We start from the raw sequence: 18,968 nt of genomic DNA, 5'->3' as shown, positions 1-18,968 counted from the left end.
GTTTGAGGGATTCACTTCGGCGCCTGGTAGCGGCCGTAGCGCTTGAGCAGTTTCACCAGCGGTGCATGCGGAATGGCGTTGGCGTAGCGGCCGCCTTCGCCGCGCATGTCGCGCGCGGCGACCATGGCATTCACGATGGCCTCCTCGGTCGCCTGCACCGTCGCCTCGAACAGGCCGTCGACGTTGTCGTTGCCGAGGAATTCCGCCTGGTGCAGTGCCCCGGTGCCCTGGGCCGGCGCATTCGCCGTGGAGAAGGCGAGGAACAGGTCGCCCGAGCCGTTGCCGGCGTAGCTGCCCATGCGCGCCAGGCCCATGCCGGCGCGCTTGGCGACGCGCTTGAGCTGGTGCGGCAGCAGTGGTGCGTCGGTGGCGACCACTATCACGATCGATCCGGTGTCGCCGGTGATCGCGGCATCGGTATAGACGCGGTCGTCGCGCAAGAACTGCCCGACCGGCACGCCCGCAATGCGCAGCGGGTCGCGCACGCCGTAGTTGGCCTGCACCAGCACACCGACGGTGTAGTCGTGGCCGTCGCTGTTGATGCGTCGCGACGCGGTGCCGATGCCGCACTTGAACTCGTGGCAGATCATGCCGGTGCCGCCGCCGACGTTGCCTTCGGCAACCGGGCCGTCACGCGCATCGCGCAAGGCCTGCGCGACGTGCTCGGGCTTCACGTGGAAGCCGTTGATGTCGTTGAGGTGGCCGTCCCAGGTCTCGGCGACGATCGGCAGCGACCACCAGTAACCGCTGGCGTCGGCGCCGCCGGCCTTCACCCGCTCGGCGATCACGGCATCGCGCACGACGCCGACGCTATGGGTGTTGGTCAGCATCACCGGGCCTTCGACCTGGCCGGACTCGTCGATCCAGGCGGTGCCGGTCATCTCGCCGTTGCCGTTGAGCGCGAACCAGCCGCCGAAGACTGGCGTGTCGAGGCTGGCCTTGCCGCGCGGCAGGATCGCGGTGACGCCGGTACGCACCTTGTGGCCGTCGGCGAGGTCCTCGATCAGGGTGACCTGGCCGACGGTGACGCCGGCGACGTCGGTGATCGCATTGAGCGTGCCGGGCGTGCCTTCGAACGGGATGCCGAGGTCGCGGGCGCGCGGTTCGGCGGCGTGCGCATTCGTGGCGGCGAACGCCAGCAATGCAGTCAGCGCGGCAACACGGCATCGGCTCATGGGGTGTCCTTCAGGTAGCGGTCGTACCACGCCAGGTTTCGCGCCAGGCGATCGGTCAGGTAGCTCGGCACGGTCAGCTGGTGGTTCTGTCCCGGGTAGACGACCAGCTGCGTCGGCACGTTGCGCGCGCGCAAGGCCTGGTACATCTGCTCGGCACCCAGGCACGGCACGTTGAAGTCAGCCTCGCCGCACTGGAACATCGTCGGCGTCGTGATCCGGTCGGCGTGCAGGAACGGGTAGCTGGCGCGGTCGTACTGCTCGCGGTCCTTCCAGGGCGTGCCCAGTTCGAGCGTGTACTCGCGCACGTACTGGTCGTGGCCGTACATCGCGTACATGTTGGAGGCGCCGGCACCGCTGATGGCGGCCTTGAAGCGCGTGTCGCGGGCGATCACGGCGTTGGTGAGGATGCCGCCGTAACTCCAGCCGCCCACGCCGAGGCGCTGCGGATCGGCGATGCCCATGTCGACCACGTGCTCGACGCCGGCGACCACGTCCTTGACGTCGACATTGCCCCAGTCGGCATAGATCGCACGGGCGAAGTCGAAGCCGCGGCCGGAACTGCCGCGCGGATTGATCGCAACCACCGCATAGCCCTGTGCGGCATAGACCTGCCAGTCGGCCATGAACTCATGGCTGAACTGATAGACCGGACCACCGTGGATGCGCAGGATCGTCGGGTAGCGCTGTCCGGGCTGGTAGCCCACCGGCTTGACCAGCAATCCTTCGATCTCGTTGCCGTCGACCTTGAAGGCGATCGGCTCGACCGCGGCCAGGGTGCGCTGGCGCAGGAACGCGTTGTGGTCGGTGAGTGCACGCAGCCCCTGCGGTTCGACGGCGGAGATTTCGTACGGATGCGTGTCGTCGCCGCCGAGCACGGCAATACGATCGTTCGACACGGCGAGGTCGTAATCGAAGCGGTCGCCGTGGGTCAGTTCAGTCATCTCGCCGCTGTCGGCGTCGATCTTCTCCACGCGGGTCACGCGGCTGCGCTCGACCAGCGCATAGATGTGCCGGCCATCGGCCGACCAGCGCGGCTTGGTGACGCAACGGTCGATCGGCGCGGCGATGCGCGCGTTGCCGCTGGCGACGTCCACCACCGCCAACTGCCACGGCGCGTAGTAGATCCACTTGTCCTCGCCGCTCTGCAGATAGGCGATGCGGCGGCTGTCCGGGCTCCACGACGGGCGCGTTTCCCAGTACGGGTCGAGATCGGAGCCGGTGAACGTGGTGAGCTGGCGCTCCTTCGCGCCGGCGTGCGGCTCGACCACGTAGATGTCGTAGTTGAGATGACGATCCGGGTCGACGCCGCGCTTGGTCACGTAGGCGACCAGCTTGCCGTCGGGCGACCAGGACGGCAGCAGCTCGTCGTGGTCGCCAGAGGTGATCTGCTCTGCGCGTCCGCTCGCGATGTCGACGACGTACAGATGCGTGCGGTGCCCGTCGAGGTAGCCGGTGCCGTCTTCCTTGAACTGGTAGCGCGTGGTGACGATCGGCGGCGGGTTCTTCGGCTCCGGCGCGCCGGCCGGACGCTCGGGGTCGCGCACGATCACCGCAAGGCGTTTGCCGTCGGGCGACCAGACGTAATCATCGACACCGCTCGGGAACGAGGTCACCCGCCGCGCCGCGCCGCCGGACGCGGGCATCAGCCAGACCTGGCTGATTTCTTCCTCTTCCTCTTCATCGTCGCCGCCCTCGCCTTCCTTGCCCGCCTCGGGTTTGCGCGGCGCCGGCGCGTCCGACAGGTAGGCGATGGACTTGCCGTCGGGCGACCACAATGGCCGCGATTCGCTGTTCCCGGGCGTGCGGGTCAGTTGCTTGCGACCGCTGCCGTCGTAGCCGACCCGCCACAGGTCACTCTGGGTGAGGTCCTCGGCGGCATTGACGGTGGAGACGCTGTAGACCAGCGCGGTGCCGTCGGCGTTGAGATCGGGCTCGGCGACATCGGCCAGGCGATCGAGGTCGGCAATGCTGAAGCGGCCTGGCTGCGCCGGTGGTGCTGCCTGCGCCGCCAACGTGGTCGCGGAGAGGCACAGCACGATCCAGCGTCGTCGCATCAGCATCGATCAGTGTCCCCCGGCCTTGCCCTGGTAGATGGCCTGCGCCGCGCGCAGGTAGTCGAGCGTCGCACGTTTTTCTTCGGCGTCGTTGTAGTCGTCGCGGGCGTCGGCGGCTTCGATGACGCGGCCGAGCCAGGCGGCGAAATAGGCAGCGTCCTCGCCGGCCGGCGGCACACCGCCAGGGAGGTCGAGCCAGACCGGATTGGTGGTCGCGTACGGGTACAGGTCCAGCACCTGCGGGTCGGCGCCGTCATTCCATGCGCGCAACAGCACCCAGCCGCCCTGTGCCAGCTCGAGCTCACCTTCGGCATCGAAACTGCGGCGGTCACCGGTCAGCGCGAACTGCTTCACGACACGACCGTCCTGGACCAGCTCCAGGTGTTGGATCGCGACCGGCGAACGCAACGCGACCCGGTAGCTCGCCCGACCCGGCGCGGACAACGAAAGCGTGTCGCCCGGCTTGCGCCCGGACACGATCAGCCCCAACAGCGGGCCATTGCTGACAAAGCTGTGGCCCTGCTTCAACGATGCCAGCACGTCGTCGCCGCTGCGTTGTTCGAGGAACACGCGGTTCATCCCCACCGGCCCGCGCAGCGAGGCGTAGTTCGCCATCGCATCGGTGCCGGCACCGGCCGGCAACCGGTAGCCCAGGTTCAACAAGCGGTACCAGACCGCTGCCGTGGCCTTGTGATCGCTGAAACCGACCACTTCGAGGTAGTCGACCTTGCCGTTGGCCACATCCGCCGGCAGCTGGTGGCTCAGCACCGCGTCCTTCACCGGGTCGGGCACGGTGTCGAACGGATGCACATAGCCGACCACACCCTGCTGCGCATGCGCCAGGTCGGCGATCACGCCGTTGTGCGGGAACGGGCTGGCCATCGCGGTGTGGCGGTAGGCACTGAAGTCCGGGGTGAGGTAGTGGTCGCGCAGGTTGAGCAGGCCCAGGTGGCCCCAGAAACTGGTGTGGAACTCCTGCGCGTTGTCGATGCGCACCTGCCCGGCCGGCCCGGCCTTGCCGAACCAGGCGATGTCGGGGATGCGCTGTTCCTTGTTGACGATGAGGTTCTCGACGATGTCGAGGTCTTCCGCGCGCGCCTGCAAGGCCAGGTGTTCGGGCGAATTGGCGTAGTGGCCGCCGTAGTTCATGTGCACGTGCAGGTCGGCGCTGCGCCAGCTGCCGAATGCGGCGGGCAGCGCCTGTGCCTGCAGGTCGGCGTGCAGCGTGGTCGTGCTGCCGGCGGCGAGTTCGACGTTGCGCGACCACGGCAGGTGCGCGAAGCCGTGCTGCACCGATACGGTGGTGCTCCCTGCCGGGACGTCCAGCGTGCACGGCGAGTCGCAATGGAAGTAGTGGCTCTCGGTCGCCTGCAGTGCGCGATCGAAGCCGTCGTCGGCGTGCATCCAGGCCTCGGCCGGCGCCTGCGCGCGGTGGTCGCTGCCCTGCACGCTGACCCGGGCCGGCACGTTGCGGCCACGGCCGTCGCGGACCTGGATCTGCAGTCGCGCGGTCGCTGCCAGCGTGCGTCGCTGCTTCGCCACGACCGACTGCGTCGCGCCGCCGATGACGTCCATCACCGACAGCGCGATGTTGCCCGCCGCGTCCTGGCCGATGTAGGCGATGCGGTGGCCGTCGGGCGACCAGCGCGCGTTGCGGCGCTCGCTGTCGCCGAAGGTGAGCGGCAACGGCGGCGCGCCCTGCAGCGTCGTCAGCCACAGCTGGTGGGTCTGGCGGCCGTGGTAGCCGGCGTACAGCAGGCGCTTGCCGTCCGGCGCCAGTTCCGGCCGCGCGCTCCAGCTTGTTTCCTCGCGCAGGATCTTCCTCGGCTCCTTCGGCCGCTCGACCTCGACCGACCACAGGTCACCGCTGCCCCAGGCGATCTCGGCATTGCCGACGAAGACGATCTGCTTGCCGTCCGGCGACCACGACGGATTGATCGCATGGTCGTACGCAGAGTAGTAGTAGCGGTCGAGCTTGCTCTTGCGTTCACCGAGCAGCGGCCGCGCGTTGTGCAGGCCATTGCCGTCGATGTCGGCGACGAACAGGTTGAAATGCCCCGTGCCCTGCGTCGACACCCAGGCGATGCGCTTGCCGTCGGGCGACAGGCGCGGCTCGACATTGACCGCGCCGCCGCGGGTCAGCGCCTGCGATCGGCCGGTGGCCAGGTCCAGTCGCCACAACTCCATCCCCGCGCCGTCGTATCGCGTGAACACCACGCTGCGCCCGTCGCGGGCGACATCGGGCTGGTAGTCGTACGCGCCCTGCGCGTGGGTCAGTTCGACCGCCTCGCCGTCGCCGATGCGCTGGCGCCAGAGCGAGCCGGCCATGCTGTACACCAGCGACTGGCCGTCGGGCAGGAAGCTCGCCGACGACGGGCCGCTGGTCAGCTGCGGCAGGTAGAGCTCGCGCCAGTAATAGCTGTGCGGCAGGTCGACCTGCTTGAGCACGGGCTCGCGTCCGGCCGCGGCGGCGGCGCCTGCCATCGCGATCAATAGCGCGGCGGCAACGAGGCGGCTGCGCATCCGGCTCAGCCCCGCGTCCCGGCCAGCGCCTCGTCGAGGCTGGTGCGCAGCAGCGCGATCGCCTCGTCGATCTCGGCGCGTTCGACATTGAGCGGCGGCATGAAGCGCACCGTGCTGGTACCGCACGACAACAGCAACAGGCCGTTATGGAAGGCGCGGGTGATGACGGCATCGCACAGCTCGCGCGCCGGCGTGCGGGCGGGGTCGGACTCGACCAGCTCCATGCCGATCATCAGGCCGCGGCCGCGCACTTCGCCGATGCAGGCGTAGTCGCGCATCAGCTCGCGCAGCTTCGAACCGAAGTAGCCGCCGGCCTGGGCCGCGTTGTCGGCGAAACCGCCGGCGACCAGGTCGATGGTGGCGTTGGCCGCCGCGCAGGCGAGCGGGTTGCCGCCGTAAGTGTTGCCGTGCGCGCCGCGCTTCCACTGCGACATCAGCGACTTCGAAGCGACCATCGCACCGATCGGCAGGCCGGAGCCCAGGCCCTTGGCCAGGGTCATGATGTCGGGCTTCACGCCCCAGTGCTCGCTGGCGAACATGCGGCCGCTGCGGCCGATGCCCGACTGCACCTCGTCGAAGATCAGCAGGATGCCGTGCTCGTCGCACAGCTCGCGCAGCCCGGCCAGGAAGCCATCGGGCGGAACGACGTAGCCGCCCTCGCCCTGGATCGGCTCGACCAGGATGCCGGCGACTTCGGCCGCCGGCACGCTGCGTTCGAACAGCATGCGGATGTAGTCGATCACCGCCACGCCCTGGTCGCTGCCGGCGAACAGCGGCCGGTAGGGATTCGGGTACGGCACGTGGGTGACGCCAGGCATCGTCGCGAAGAAGCCCTTCTGCTGGGTGTACTTGCTGGACGTGAAGGCCAGCGAGCCCATCGAGCGGCCGTGGAAGCCGCCGAGGAAGCCGATGAAGCGCGGGCGACCGGTGACGTAGCGCGCCAGCTTGATCGCCGCTTCCACCGACTCGGTGCCCGATTGGCACAGGAAGCTCATGGCGTCCCCGCCCTTCATGGGTGCGATGCGCGCCAGTCGCTCGCCCAGCCCGGTCATCTGCTCGTGCCAGTAGTCGCTGGAGATGTGCAGGAACTGGTCGGCCGCGTCCTTCACCGCCTGCACCACCTGCGGGTGGGCGTGGCCGGTGCTGCACACGGCGATGCCGGCGGCGAAGTCGAGGAAGCGGTTGCCGTCGACGTCCCACACCTGCGACCCGCGCCCATGCGACATCACGAACGGGTAGTCGCGCGGGTACGACGGCGAGATCACCTGCGCGTCGCGCTCGATCATCGCGCGCGCCTTCGGGCCGGGCAGTTCGGTCTGGATGTGCTGGTTGCGCATGGCGGGCTCAGTTCGAGAGTGGGAACGGCAGCACGACGGGCCGCGCGTGCGCCTCGCGCGTGCGCGCATGCAGCGCGCGCAGGATCGCCAGTTCGGATTCGCTCGGTGGGGCTATCGTCTCCACCGTCTCGGCCAGCAGCAGCGGCCACGCCACCGCCGCCCGTGCCTCTTCGACGGTGGCGCCGGCGTAGAGCGCACTCAACCGCAGCTCGTCGCTGCGCGGGTGCGGGGTGAGGATGCCGAAGTCGGTGATCACCGCGCGCGGGCCATCGCCGGTCGCGCCGGTCCTGGCGCGGGCGCCGTGGCCATCGAGATAGCCGGCGGAGGTGCGGAAATCCAGTTGCTCGACCAGGCTGCGCGTCGATGCCTTGAGCATGACGAAGGTCTGGCGCGCGTGGGCCGCGATCTCTGGCGCGCCGCCGGCGCCGGGCAGGCGCGTGGTCGGTGCCTCGTACGGCCCGATCACCGTGCTGTTGAGGTTGCCGTAACGGTCCACCTGGGCCGCGCCGAGGAAACCGACGTCGACGCGCCCGGCCTGCAGGTAGTGGCTGAACACCTCCGGCAGCGGCACCACGAACGATGCGGTCTCGGCCAGTTCGCCATCGCCAATCGACAGCGGCAGCACATCGGGCCGCGTGCCTATCGTGCCCGACTCGTAGATCAGCACGATGTCGGGCGCGTGTGTGAACCGGGCCAGGTTGCACGCCGCGCTCGGCAGGCCGATGCCGACGAAGCAGACGCAGCGGTTCCACAGCATGCGCGCGGCCGCCACGGTCATCCATTCATCGCGGGTGGCTGCGCTCATGCCGCCTCCGCCCGCAGGCTGGCGAGGAAGCCGGCATGGTCGTTGGTCTCCAGCACGTGTTCGCGCATCCACGCGTTGAAGGTGTCGCGGTCGCGCGAGATCGCGTCCCAGCGCTGGTAGAAGCTGTTGTCACGCGAGTAATGGCCGTGTGTGTACGAGGGATACGCGCCGCCCGGGCAGTGCACCACGGCATCCACCGTCCAGTGCGGCAGGACGATGCCGTTCATCGCCGGCTCCAGGCGTTCGACGATCTCCTCGACGGTGACCACCAGCGCGCCTGCGGCCAGCGCCGCTTCGCGCTGCGCACCGACGATGCCGCGGATGGCGACGTTGCCCTCGCGGTCTGCGCACTGCGCATGCAGGATGGTCACGTCGGGATTGATCGCCGGCACCGCCGCCAGGCGCTCGCCGGTGAACGGGCATTCGATGCGGCCGATGCGCGGGTTGGCCTTGTCGAGGTCGTTGTCGAGGTAGCCGCGCAACATGCCGAACGGCAGCCGCGACGCGCCGGCGCAGTAGGCCGCGGCCATGCCGGCGTGGCTGTGCTCGTCGAGTTCCAGCGCTTGCGGCCAACCATGCTCGACCGCATCGCGCAGGCGGTGCAGGGAGCCGATGCCGGGATTGCCACCCCACGAGAAGGTCAGCCTCCGCGCACAGCCCATGCCGATCAGCTGGTCGTAGATCAGGTCCGGCGTCATTCGCACCAGGTGCAGGTTGCGCCGCCCCTGGCGGATCAGCTCATGGCCGGCGGCGAACGGAATCAGGTGGGTGAACCCTTCCAGTGCCACGCAGTCGCCATCGGCGACGTGGGCGGCGAGTGCTTCGCGCAACGGCATCAATCGCATCGACCGCTTACTCCACGACCGTGCGCGATTGTTCGCGCAGGTACTGCTGCAGGTAATAGAACGAGGCGATCGCCTTGCCGGTCGACCCCGAGCCCTTCCAGCCGCCGAACGGCTGGTAGCCCGGCCAGGCACCGGTGGTCGCGCCCTGCGGCCGGTTGGCGTAGGTCACGCCGGCCTCGATGCGGTCCTGGAACCACGGCACTTCGTCGCTGCCACCGTAGAAGCCGGCGGTCAGGCCCATGTCGGTGTCGTTGGCCAGGCGCATCGCATGCTCGCGGTCGCGATAGCGGTGCAGCATCACGATCGGCAGGAACATCTCCTGCTTCCACAGCGGATGCGCGAGGTCAGCCTCGGCCAGCACCGGCTCGACGTAGTAGCCGCGCGCCAGCGCACCGTCGCGCAGCTGGCGGCCGCCGGCGACCACGGTCGCGCCGCTGGCCTGCAGCTGCTGCAGGTAGCCGGCGTAGTTGCCGTAGGCGCCTTCGTTGATCACCGGGCCCAGCCAGTTCTCGCGGCTGCGGGCATCGCCGATGCGAATCGCCTCGATCTTGCCGCGCAGCAGCCCGACCAGTTCGTCGGCGACGCTGTCGTGCACGTACAACCGCGACAGTGCGGAGCACTTCTGCCCGCCCATGCCGAACGCCGAGCGGACGATGCCGGTGGCGGCGCGCTCGAGGTCGGCGTGTTCGGTGACGATGCACGGGTTCTTGCCGCCCATCTCGGCGATGCACGGCCGCGGGTACGCGCCGCCGGCCATCTGCCGCAGCAGTTGCATGCCCACGCCGACCGAACCGGTGAAGGTGATGCCGGCCGTCAGCGGATGCTGCGCCAGCGCCTCGCCGACTTCGCGGCCGGAGCCGGAGACGTAGTTGAAGACGCCCGGCGGCAGCCCGGCATCGCGGATGCAGTCGGCCAGCAATCGACCCGACCACGGCGTGTCGCTGGCGGCCTTGACCACCACGGTGTTGCCGGTGACCAGCGCCGCCGCGACCGGCCCGCCGGCCAGCGCGAACGGGAAATTGAATGGCGCGATCACCACCCAAACGCCATGCGGCCGCATCACGCTGCGATTGCGCGACACCGTGCCTTCGAGCGGGTCGTTCGGCAGCGGCCGGTCGTAGCCGGCGTTCTGCTCGTAGTCGTCGGCGTAGTAATGGAAGAAGTCGACCGTCTCCTGCGCCTCGCCGAGCGCCTCCATGCGGTTCTTGCCGACTTCCAGCGTCAGCGCCGCGGCGATGTCGTAGACGCGCGCCTCCATCAGGTCGCCGACCTTGCGCATCAGCCGCGCGCGCTCGGCCACCGGCAGCGCGCGCCAGGCCGGAAACGCCGCGTGCGCGGCCTTCATCGCGGCATCGACGTCGCCGGCGTTGGCCAGGGCGAACTCGCCCAGCGACAGGTCGCGGTCGATCGGGCTGTGGCGCGTCGCATGGTCCGCGGCGGCGCGGTCCTCGCCGTTGATGAAGAGCTCGTGGCGCTGTCCAAGGCCTGCACTCACCCGGGCCATCGCGGCCTCGAAGCGCTCGTGCATCGCCTCGGGCGGGTTGAACATCGTGGCGTAGGTCAGGCGGAAGCTCATGGCGGCCTCGCTGCGATCAGGACGATCGTGGAATGGGTGGGTTGAAACAATCTCTGGTCATTGCGGGAAGAAGCGCGCCAGCAGGCGATCGAGCAGCGACAGCGCGTCGGCAAGCTCGTTCTCGGCGATCACCAGTGGCGGCGCCAGCACGATCAGGTTTCCGCGCATCGCGAACGACACGCCTTCGGCCATCGCCGCTTCGACCAGCGCCTTCAGCGCCGGCGGTGTCTGCGGCCACGGCGCCAGCGGCGCACGGCTCTCGCGATCGGCCACCAGTTCGATCACCGCGAACAGGCCGTGGCCGCCGCGGACATCACCGATGACGCGGTGGCGCGACTTCAGCTGCTCGAGCCGCGCCAGCAGTTGCGCGCCCAGCGTGCGCGAACGCTCGATCAGCCCTTCCTGCGCGTAGGCCTGCAACGCCGCCACGCCTGCGGCGCAGGCCAGCGGATGGCCGCAGTAGGTCAGGCCGGAGTGCAGCATTTCGTGCTCGAGCCTGGCCGCGACTTCGGCGCTGAGCACCACCGCGCCCAACGGCAATGCGGCGCCGGTGAGGCCCTTGGCCAGCGTCATCATGTCGGGGCGACCGGCCTCACCGTGGCGCTGCCAGGCGAACCATTCGCCGCAGCGGCCGAAGGCGCTCATGACCTCGTCGGCGATCAGCCAGACGCCGCGGTCGGCGGTGTGCGTGCGCAGCGCCGGCCAGTAGTTGTCCGGGGCGACGATGCCGTTGGTGCCGGCATCGGGTTCCATGATCACGGCGGCGACATTGTCGACGCCGAGGTCGTCGATGCGATCTGCCACCGCCGCGGCGGCGCGCATGCCGCATTGCTCCTCGTCGCGGCCGCCGAAGGGGCAGCGGTAGCCATATGGCGGCGGCACGTGGTGCACGCCCAGCGCGCGCGGATCGATGCCCAGCGCATGCGCGCGGCTGTCGCCGGACAGCGCCATCGCCAGCTGCGTCGCACCGTGGTACGAACGCTCGCGGGCGATGATCGCGCCGGCAGGCTTGTGCGCGGCCTGGCGGGCGATGCGCACGGCGTGCTCGTTGGCATCGGCGCCGCCGAGGGTGAAGAAGACCCGGCCGCCTTCGAAGCCCGAGCGCTCGAGCAGCGCCTGCGCCAACTCCGCGCGCGGCGTCGCACCCCAGGCGTTGGTGACGAAGCACAGGCGTTCGGCCTGGGAGCGGATCGCCTCGACCAGGCGCGGATGCTGGTGGCCGAGATTGCTGCACTCGGCCAGGCTGCTCATGTCGAGGATCTCGCGACCGTCGACCAGGCGCAGGCGCGCGCCTTGGCCACCGACCACGGTCGGTGCGTGCCAGTCGGCCTGCACCGACCAACTGTGCAGGACACAGTCGCGCTCAGCGATCGACATCGACTGCCAGCCTCCCCAGTCACTGGATTTTGTGCGCTATGCGCACTGATGTGCGTATTGCGCACCACTCTACGGAAGCCCTAATCTCGCCGTCAACGGCAAGGAGCGAAGGAAACCGGCATGCCGAGGAAAGCAGAAGGTTCGGACCAGTTCGAGGACGGCGGCGATTACGTGCAGTCGCTGGCGCGCGGGCTGACGGTGCTGTCCGCATTCGGACGCGACCGCAACCGCCTGGGCCTGGCCGACATCGCCACCCGCACCGGCCTGTCGCGCGCCGCGGCGCGGCGCCTGGTCCTGACCCTGCAGCACCTGGGTTATGTGCGCGCGGTCGGCCGCGAATTCATGCTCGGCCCGCGCGTGCTCGAGCTGGGCTTCGGCTACCTCGGCTCGCTCAACCTCACCGACCTCGCCCAGCCGCTGATGGAAGACCTTGCGCGCAAGGTCCGCCAGAGCAGCTCGATGGCGGTGCTCGACGGCCAATCCATCGTGTACGTGCTGCGCGTTCCCGGGCAGCGCGTGATGAGCGTGAACCTCGGCGTCGGCGCGCGCCTGCCGGCGTTCTGCGCGGCGATGGGCCGGGTGCTGCTGTCGGGCCTGGACGAAGCCGAACTCGATGCCTGGCTGGCGCAGTGCAAGCCGAGCAAGCTGACGCCGCACACGCAGACCGACCCGCGCCGCCTGCGCGGAATCATTTCCGACGTGCGCATGCAGGGCTACGCCTACGTCGAGCAGGAACTGGAACTGGGCCTGTGCTCGATCGCGGTACCGCTGCGTAATTCGCAAGGCAAGGTCGCTACCGCCATCAACGTGTCCATGCCCTACCACCCCGACGCTTCGCGCCACGCGCTGGAAAACGTGCTGCCGCAACTGGAGCAGACCGCGCAGGCAATCGAAGGCTGCGTGCCGGCGAACCGGCTGCAGGCGGTCACTGCATGAAGGACGTCGCATGAGGGCCGGCGCCTGATGCACGGCATGCGCCACGTCTACCTCTGCGACGGCGTGCGCACGCCGTTCGGCCGCTATCGCGGCGGCCTGTCGATGGTGCGGGCCGACGACCTGGCAGCACTGCCGATCCGGCAGCTGCTGCAACGCAATGCCAAGCTCGATCCTGCCTCGATCGATGAAGTGATCCTCGGCTGCGCCAACCAGTCCGGCGAAGACAACCGCAACGTCGCGCGCATGGCGCTGCTGCTGGCGGGACTGCCGGTGTCGGTGCCGGGCGTCACCGTCAATCGGCTGTGTGCGTCGGGGTTGGAGGCCGTCGGCCAGGCCGCGCGCGCGATTGCAGTGGGCGAGGCCGAACTGATCATCGCCGGCGGCGTGGAAAGCATGTCGCGCGCGCCGTACGTGATGGGCAAGGCCGATGGCGCGTTCGACCGCGAGCAGACCCTGCAGGACACCACCCTGGGCTGGCGCTTCGTCAATCCGGCCATGGAAGAGAGTTACGGCGTCGACCCGATGATGCGCACCGCGCAGAACCTGGCCGACGAGCTCGGCATCGACCGCAGCGACCAGGACGGGTTCGCCCTGCGCTCGCAGCAGCGCGCCGCACGCGCGATTGCCAGCGGCCGCTTCGCGCGCGAGCTGGTCGCCGCCGGCAAGCTCGACAGTGACGAGCAACCGCGCGCCGACACGTCGCTTGAAAAGCTGTCGTCGCTGGCACCCTCGCTCGGCGCCGGCACCAGCATCACCGCCGGTAATGCCTCCGGCATCAACGACGGCGCCTGCGCACTGCTGCTCGCCAGCGAAGAAGCCGTCGCGCGCCATGGCCTGGTGCCGCGCGCCCGCGTGCTCGGCATGGCCAGCGCCGGCGTGCCGCCGCGCACGATGGGGATCGGCCCGGTGCCGGCGATCGGCCGGCTGCTGCCGCGGCTGGGCCTGGGCCTGGACGACTTCGACACGATCGAGATCAACGAAGCCTTCGCCGCCCAGGTGCTGGCGGTGACCCGTGCGCTCGGCCTGGCCGACGACAACCCCCGGGTCAATCCGAACGGCGGCGCCATCGCGCTCGGCCACCCGCTCGGCGCCAGTGGCGCCCGGCTCGCCCTGACGGCGATGCACCAACTGGAAACCGCCCACCAGCGACGGGCGCTGCTGTCGATGTGCGTCGGCGTTGGCCAGGGCGTCGCCCTGGCCCTGGAGCGTGTTCAGTGATACCGACGCTGAACCTTCCGGAACGCTTACTGTTAAAAATTGGTGATTCTTGCCGCCTGTTTCGGCATAGTCGGATGGCGTCACCGCCCTTCCCGCCCCTGTCGTCCTGTCACGCGTGAGACCCGGAATGAGCGCCGTACCCGAGCCCACTGCCACCCTCGAGATCGCACTGGCCCATGCCGTGCGGCTTCTCGATGAGCAACCGGCGCTGGCCGCGGCGCAGGCAACCGAGATCCTGGCGGCCCTGCCCGGGCACCCGACCGCATTGCTGGTGCTGGGCGCTGCCCGCTCGGCCGTGGGCGACCACGCCGGCGCACTGGCCGTGCTCGAACCGCTCGCCCAGGCGCAACCGGGCTCGGCGCGCACGCAACTGGAACTGGGCATCGCGCTGGGCCGTAACGGCCGCGGTGACGAAGCCCTGCAGGCCCTGCAGCGCGCGGTCGCACTCAAGCCCGACCTGCCCACCGCCTGGCTGGCCCTGGGCGAACACCTCCACGCCACCGGCGACAGCGTTGCCGCGCAGGCCGCCTACAACCAGCACATCCGCTTTTCGAGCCGCGACCCGGCGCTGTTGCGCGCCGGTGCCGCCCTGGCCGAGAACCGCATTCCCGAAGCCGAAGCCCTGCTGAGCGCACATTTGGCCAAGTCGCCCAACGACGTGGCCGCGCTGCGCATGTCCGCCGAACTGGCCGCGCGCCTGGACCGTGGCAGCGATGCCGAGGCCCTGCTGGCGCGCTGCCTCGAGCTGGCCCCGGACTTCCATGCCGCACGCCAGCACTACGCGCTGGTCCTGCACCGCGGCAACAAGTCCGAACAGGCGCTGGTGCAGATCGACACGCTGCTCGACGCCGCGCCGGACAACCCCGGCTATCGCAACCTCAAGGCGGCCGTGCTGTGCCGCATCGGCGACTACGCCACGGCGATCGACCTCTACGAGGGCATCCTGCGTGCGTACCCGCGCCAGACCCGTGCGTGGATGAGCTACGGCCACGCGCTCAAGACCGCCGGCCGCCAGGACGATTCGATCGCCGCCTACCGCCGCTGCATCGCGCTGGAACCGTCGCTGGGCGAAGCCTGGTGGAGCCTGGCCAACCTGAAGACCCTGCGCTTCACCGCCCAGGACATCGAGACGATGCGCGCGCAGCTGTCGCAGCCGCGGCTGTCCGACGAGAACCGCCTGCACCTGGACTTCGCACTGGGCAAGGCGCTGGAGGACAGCGCCGACTACGAGGCCTCGTTCGGGCACTACGCACGCGCCAATGCCCTGCGCCACGATCAGATCGACTACAACGCCGGCGCCACCACGGCCAAGGTCGAACACGTGCGCCAGCTGTACACGCGCGAGTTCTTCGCGCGCCGGGCGGGCAGCGGCGAGCAGGCCCGTGATCCGATATTCATCGTCGGCCTGCCGCGCTCGGGATCGACGCTGCTCGAGCAGATCCTGTCCAGCCACAGCCTGGTCGAAGGCACGATGGAGCTGTCGGAAGTCACCACCATCAGCCGCGAACTGCGCTCGCGCGCCGCGCCCGATGCCGCCGGCCCGGGCCGTTACCACGACGTGCTGGCCACGCTCGACGGCGACGAGCTGCGTGCGCTCGGCCGCCGCTACCTCGACCGCACCCGCATCCACCGCCACACCGACGCGCCGTTGTTCATCGACAAGATGCCCAACAACTTCATGCACGTCGGCCTGATCCACCTGATGCTGCCCAACGCGCGCATCATCGACGCCCGCCGCCATCCGTTGGCGTGCTGCTTCTCCAACTTCAAGCAGCACTTCGCCCGCGGCCAGGGCTTCAGCTACAGCCTCGACGACATCGGCCGCTTCTACCGCGACTACGTGTCGCTGATGTCGCACTTCGACGCCGTGCTGCCCGGCCGCGTGCACCGGGTGATCTACGAGCGCATGGTCGACGACACCGAGACCGAAGTCCGCCGCCTGCTCGACGCCTGCGGCCTGCCCTTCGAGGCGCAGTGCCTGCGCTTCTTCGAGAACGAACGGCCGGTGCGCACCGCCAGCTCCGAACAGGTGCGCAAGCCGATCTTCCGCGAAGGCCTCGATCAGTGGCGCCATTACGAACCCTGGCTCGAGCCGCTCAAGGCGGCACTGGGCCCGGTGCTCGACGCCTACCCCGAGCCACCTGGGGAGCACTGAAGGGAATATTGAAAGCAAGCAGTTCGGTTTCCGCGCCATTTCGTCCGTCTGGGGAGAGAAGAACGATGCAGAAGTCCGGCAACAGATCACGTACGACGCGCGTTACAGCGTCATCCAGGGCGTTCAAGCGCTTTCCGCTGACGGCAGCCATCTGCCTGGCGTTCGCCTCGCCGGCGTTCGCACAGGATGCCGCCACGCAGGCGACGCCCGCGCAACCCGCGCAGACCACCGCCGGCCAGCGCGAGGCGCTCGTCCTCGACACGGTCACGGTGACCTCGCAGAAGCGCTCGGAAAACCTGCAGAAGGTGCCGATCAGCATCGAGGTGCTGGGCGAGCAGAAGCTCGACGAACTCAACGTCACCGATTTCGAGGATTACGTTAAGTTCCTGCCGAGCGTCTCCTACCAGACCTTCGGCCCGGGCTTCTCGCAGATCTACATGCGCGGCGTCGCCAGCGGCGGCGACGGCAACCACTCCGGCTCGCTGCCGAGCGTGGGCGTGTACCTCGACGAGCAGCCGATCACCACCATCCAGGGCCCGCTCGACCTGCACATCTACGACGTCGCCCGCGTCGAGGCGCTGTCCGGCCCGCAGGGCACGCTGTACGGCGCCAGCGCCCAGGCCGGCGCACTGCGCATCATCACCAACAAGCCCGACGCCGGCGCCTTTTCCGCCGGCTACGACCTCGAACTCAACAGCGTCAATGACGGCGGCATCGGCCACATCGAGGAAGGCTTCGTCAACGTCCCGCTCAACGACTCGGCGGCGATCCGCCTGGTCGGCTGGAACCAGCACGACGCCGGCTACATCGACAACAAGCCGCAGGACCGCCAGTTCCCGATCCGCGTCGACGACGGCGGCACGCCGGGCGACACCAGCGACGACGTCCGCGAAAGCTGGGGCGGCGTGCTGACCAACCGCAACTGCACCAGCAACGACCTGCTGGTCTGCACCGGCCGCGCCAAGGACGACTACAACGACGTCGACACCACCGGCGCGCGCATGGCCCTGCGTTGGGACATCAACGAGAACTGGGCGATCACGCCGATGATCATGGGCCAGAAGGCCGTCGCCAACGGCGCCTTCTTCACCGACCGCGAAGTCGGCGACCTGGCGATCAGCCACTTCTACAAGGAGAAGTCGGACGACCGCTGGTGGCAGGCCGCCATGACGGTGGAAGGCAAGATCGGCAACTTCGACCTGACCTACGCCTACGGCCACCTCAAGCGCGACGTCGACGTCGACTCCGACTACAACGACTACGGCTTCTGGTACGACACGCTTGCCTCGTACAGCGCCTACGACGACAACGACAACTTCATCAACCCGTCGCAGTACATCCAGGGCAAGGACCGTTACAAAAAGGACAGCCACGAGCTGCGCCTGAGCTCGCCGAGCGAAGACCGCTTCCGCTTCACCGCCGGCCTGTTCTACCAGGACCAGAAGCACGACATCGAACAGCGCTACAAGATCGACGGCTTCGGTTCGCAGTTCTCCATCACCGGCTGGCCCGACACCATCTGGCTGACCAAGCAGGACCGCGAGGACAAGGACGAGGCGGTGTTCGGCGAGTTCTCGTACGACTTCATCCCGGAGGTGCTGATCGGCACCATCGGCGGCCGCCACTTCCGCTCGGAGAACAGCCTCAAGGGCTTCTTCGGTTTCAGTGACGGCTGGTCGTCGGGTTCGTCGTACGGCGAGTCGATCTGTATCGAGCAGTTCGGTCCGGACCCGGCCAACTGGCCGTCGTTCAACGGCGCGCCGTGCCAGATCTTCGACAAGACGGTCAAGGAAAGCGGCAACCTGGGCAAGGCCAACCTGACCTGGCAGATCAACCCGAGCAAGATGATCTACGCCACCTGGTCCGAAGGCTACCGTCCGGGCGGCATCAACCGCCGCGGCACGCTGCCGCCGTACCTGTCGGACTACCTGACCAACTACGAGATGGGCTGGAAGACCAGCTGGGCCGACAACCGCGTCACCTTCAACGGCTCGGTGTTCCACCAGGAGTGGGAAGACTTCCAGTTCTCCATCCTCGGCGCCAACGGCCTGACCGAAATCAAGAACGCCAACCAGGCCAGCATCGACGGCCTGGAAATGGACGTGAACTGGGCGGCCACCTACAACCTGCAGATCGGCGCCGGCGTGGCGTTCTACGACGCCCAGCTGACCGAGAACTACTGCGGCTTCACCGACGACGCCGGCAACCCGGTCACCGATTGCGCCGATCCGGAAGCGCCGGACGGCACTCGCCTGCCGGTCACGCCGGAGTTCAAGGGCAACGTCATCGCCCGCTACAACTTCACGCTGGGCACGATGGATGCCTTCGTGCAGGGCGACGTGGTGCACGTGGGCCAGCGCACGTCTGACCTGCGCATCCTTGAACGCGGGATCCTGGGCGAGCTGGACGCGTACACCGTGGCGGACTTCTCGGTGGGCGTCGCCCGCAACAACTGGTCGTTGAGCATGTACATCAACAACATCTTCGACGAGCGCGCGGACATCTACCGCTTCGCCAGCTGCGCGGAGACGGTGTGCGGTGCATCGGGCGTGGTGCCGGAGTACCCGAACGGCCAGATCTACACCGTGACCAACCAGCCGCGCACGATCGGCATCCGGTTCGGGCAGAAGTTCTAAGGGGAAGTGCGACAAGAGGTACGGGGTGAGGGATGCCGGCGGCAATCGGGGGGTTGCCGCCGGCTGTTTTTTTCAAGCCGGGCACCCGACCCTTCACCGTCATCCCGGCGAACGCCGGGATCCAGGCTGTCGGGGCCACTTCGCGGCTCGGCTCAGCTCAAGCGTCAGACCCAATGCCAACGACCGCACGCAAGCTCGCCCTGTCTCTCGCGGTGTTGTGTCTGTCATTCCCCATGCTCCGGCTTAGCGGATGGTTTGGATTGGGCATTCCGATTGGGCTGGTGCTTTCCGCCCTTTACTGGCTGACCTGGCGAGTGAGCTCCGCGACGCC

Annotated in this window: 12 protein-coding genes; 4 read left to right on the top strand and 8 right to left on the bottom strand. The window is 68.8% G+C overall.

Annotated elements, in window-relative coordinates:
- Positions 1 to 11: 11 nt before the first annotated feature.
- From ACFOPO_RS06620 to ACFOPO_RS06585, 8 genes are read right to left on the bottom strand one after another with little or no spacing between them, the layout of a single operon-like run.
- Positions 12 to 1,175 carry a P1 family peptidase gene (locus ACFOPO_RS06620; RefSeq protein WP_386702149.1) on the bottom strand — a complete coding sequence of 388 codons (1,164 nt, stop codon included), beginning with the start codon at positions 1,173 to 1,175 and terminating at the stop codon, positions 12 to 14.
- A complete protein-coding gene (locus tag ACFOPO_RS06615; RefSeq protein WP_386702147.1) occupies positions 1,172 to 3,229 on the bottom strand; it encodes a S9 family peptidase in 2,058 nt (685 codons plus the stop codon). Before ACFOPO_RS06615 ends, ACFOPO_RS06620 begins: the two co-directional genes overlap by 4 nt.
- Before the next feature lie 9 nt (positions 3,230 to 3,238).
- On the bottom strand, positions 3,239 to 5,752 hold the full coding sequence (locus tag ACFOPO_RS06610; RefSeq protein WP_386702145.1) for a CehA/McbA family metallohydrolase: 2,514 nt from the start codon (positions 5,750 to 5,752) through the stop codon (positions 3,239 to 3,241).
- Positions 5,753 to 5,757: 5 nt separating this feature from the next.
- Positions 5,758 to 7,089, bottom strand: coding sequence for an acetyl ornithine aminotransferase family protein (locus tag ACFOPO_RS06605; RefSeq protein ID WP_386702143.1), 1,332 nt, complete (start codon positions 7,087 to 7,089; stop codon positions 5,758 to 5,760).
- 7 nt (positions 7,090 to 7,096) lie between these two features.
- A complete protein-coding gene (locus ACFOPO_RS06600) occupies positions 7,097 to 7,894 on the bottom strand; it encodes a CoA-transferase subunit beta (protein ID WP_386702141.1) in 798 nt (265 codons plus the stop codon).
- Complete coding sequence (locus ACFOPO_RS06595; RefSeq protein ID WP_386702139.1) at positions 7,891 to 8,739, bottom strand: CoA transferase subunit A; 849 nt, start codon at positions 8,737 to 8,739, stop codon at positions 7,891 to 7,893. Before ACFOPO_RS06595 ends, ACFOPO_RS06600 begins: the two co-directional genes overlap by 4 nt.
- A 7-nt stretch (positions 8,740 to 8,746) precedes the next feature.
- Positions 8,747 to 10,315: an aldehyde dehydrogenase family protein gene (locus ACFOPO_RS06590; protein ID WP_386702137.1), complete on the bottom strand. Its 1,569-nt coding sequence runs from the start codon at positions 10,313 to 10,315 to the stop codon at positions 8,747 to 8,749.
- 57 nt (positions 10,316 to 10,372) lie between these two features.
- The gene (locus tag ACFOPO_RS06585) at positions 10,373 to 11,692 is read right to left on the bottom strand and encodes an aspartate aminotransferase family protein (protein WP_386702135.1); all 1,320 of its coding nucleotides are present in this window, start codon (positions 11,690 to 11,692) and stop codon (positions 10,373 to 10,375) included.
- A 120-nt stretch (positions 11,693 to 11,812) separates the two neighbouring features.
- On the opposite strand from ACFOPO_RS06585, the gene ACFOPO_RS06580 reads away from it, so the two are divergent.
- The 4 genes from ACFOPO_RS06580 to ACFOPO_RS06565 all read left to right on the top strand — a co-directional run bounded on the left by ACFOPO_RS06580 (position 11,813) and on the right by ACFOPO_RS06565 (position 18,637).
- Positions 11,813 to 12,628, top strand: coding sequence for an IclR family transcriptional regulator C-terminal domain-containing protein (locus tag ACFOPO_RS06580; RefSeq protein ID WP_386702133.1), 816 nt, complete (start codon positions 11,813 to 11,815; stop codon positions 12,626 to 12,628).
- Positions 12,629 to 12,664: 36 nt separating this feature from the next.
- Positions 12,665 to 13,846 carry a 3-oxoadipyl-CoA thiolase gene (pcaF, locus tag ACFOPO_RS06575; protein ID WP_386702131.1) on the top strand — a complete coding sequence of 394 codons (1,182 nt, stop codon included), beginning with the start codon at positions 12,665 to 12,667 and terminating at the stop codon, positions 13,844 to 13,846.
- A gap of 127 nt (positions 13,847 to 13,973) precedes the next feature.
- Positions 13,974 to 16,001, top strand: coding sequence for a tetratricopeptide repeat-containing sulfotransferase family protein (locus ACFOPO_RS06570; RefSeq protein WP_386702129.1), 2,028 nt, complete (start codon positions 13,974 to 13,976; stop codon positions 15,999 to 16,001).
- Between the two features lie 65 nt (positions 16,002 to 16,066).
- The gene (locus ACFOPO_RS06565) at positions 16,067 to 18,637 is read left to right on the top strand and encodes a TonB-dependent receptor (RefSeq protein WP_386702127.1); all 2,571 of its coding nucleotides are present in this window, start codon (positions 16,067 to 16,069) and stop codon (positions 18,635 to 18,637) included.
- The last annotated feature ends 331 nt before the right edge of the window (positions 18,638 to 18,968 follow it).

Source organism: Lysobacter sp. GCM10012299 (genome assembly GCF_042649405.1).
In the GTDB taxonomy this organism is placed as follows: domain Bacteria; phylum Pseudomonadota; class Gammaproteobacteria; order Xanthomonadales; family Xanthomonadaceae; genus Lysobacter_J.
The sequence above is the reverse complement of the archived record's forward strand: the minus strand, read 5'-3'. Positions and strand labels throughout refer to the sequence as shown.

Excerpts from the sequence above, each read along its gene's own strand:
- ACFOPO_RS06580 (WP_386702133.1), top strand. The coding sequence starts at position 11,813 with ATGCCGAGGAAAGCAGAAGGTTCGGACCAGTTCGAGGACGGCGGCGAT.
- ACFOPO_RS06585 (WP_386702135.1), bottom strand. The coding sequence starts at position 11,692 with ATGTCGATCGCTGAGCGCGACTGTGTCCTGCACAGTTGGTCGGTGCAG.
- ACFOPO_RS06610 (WP_386702145.1), bottom strand. The coding sequence starts at position 5,752 with ATGCGCAGCCGCCTCGTTGCCGCCGCGCTATTGATCGCGATGGCAGGC.
- ACFOPO_RS06565 (WP_386702127.1), top strand. The coding sequence starts at position 16,067 with ATGCAGAAGTCCGGCAACAGATCACGTACGACGCGCGTTACAGCGTCA.
- pcaF (WP_386702131.1), top strand. The coding sequence starts at position 12,665 with ATGCGCCACGTCTACCTCTGCGACGGCGTGCGCACGCCGTTCGGCCGC.
- ACFOPO_RS06570 (WP_386702129.1), top strand. The coding sequence starts at position 13,974 with ATGAGCGCCGTACCCGAGCCCACTGCCACCCTCGAGATCGCACTGGCC.
- ACFOPO_RS06595 (WP_386702139.1), bottom strand. The coding sequence starts at position 8,739 with ATGCGATTGATGCCGTTGCGCGAAGCACTCGCCGCCCACGTCGCCGAT.
- ACFOPO_RS06590 (WP_386702137.1), bottom strand. The coding sequence starts at position 10,315 with ATGAGCTTCCGCCTGACCTACGCCACGATGTTCAACCCGCCCGAGGCG.
- ACFOPO_RS06605 (WP_386702143.1), bottom strand. The coding sequence starts at position 7,089 with ATGCGCAACCAGCACATCCAGACCGAACTGCCCGGCCCGAAGGCGCGC.
- ACFOPO_RS06615 (WP_386702147.1), bottom strand. The coding sequence starts at position 3,229 with ATGCGACGACGCTGGATCGTGCTGTGCCTCTCCGCGACCACGTTGGCG.
- ACFOPO_RS06620 (WP_386702149.1), bottom strand. The coding sequence starts at position 1,175 with ATGAGCCGATGCCGTGTTGCCGCGCTGACTGCATTGCTGGCGTTCGCC.
- ACFOPO_RS06600 (WP_386702141.1), bottom strand. The coding sequence starts at position 7,894 with ATGAGCGCAGCCACCCGCGATGAATGGATGACCGTGGCGGCCGCGCGC.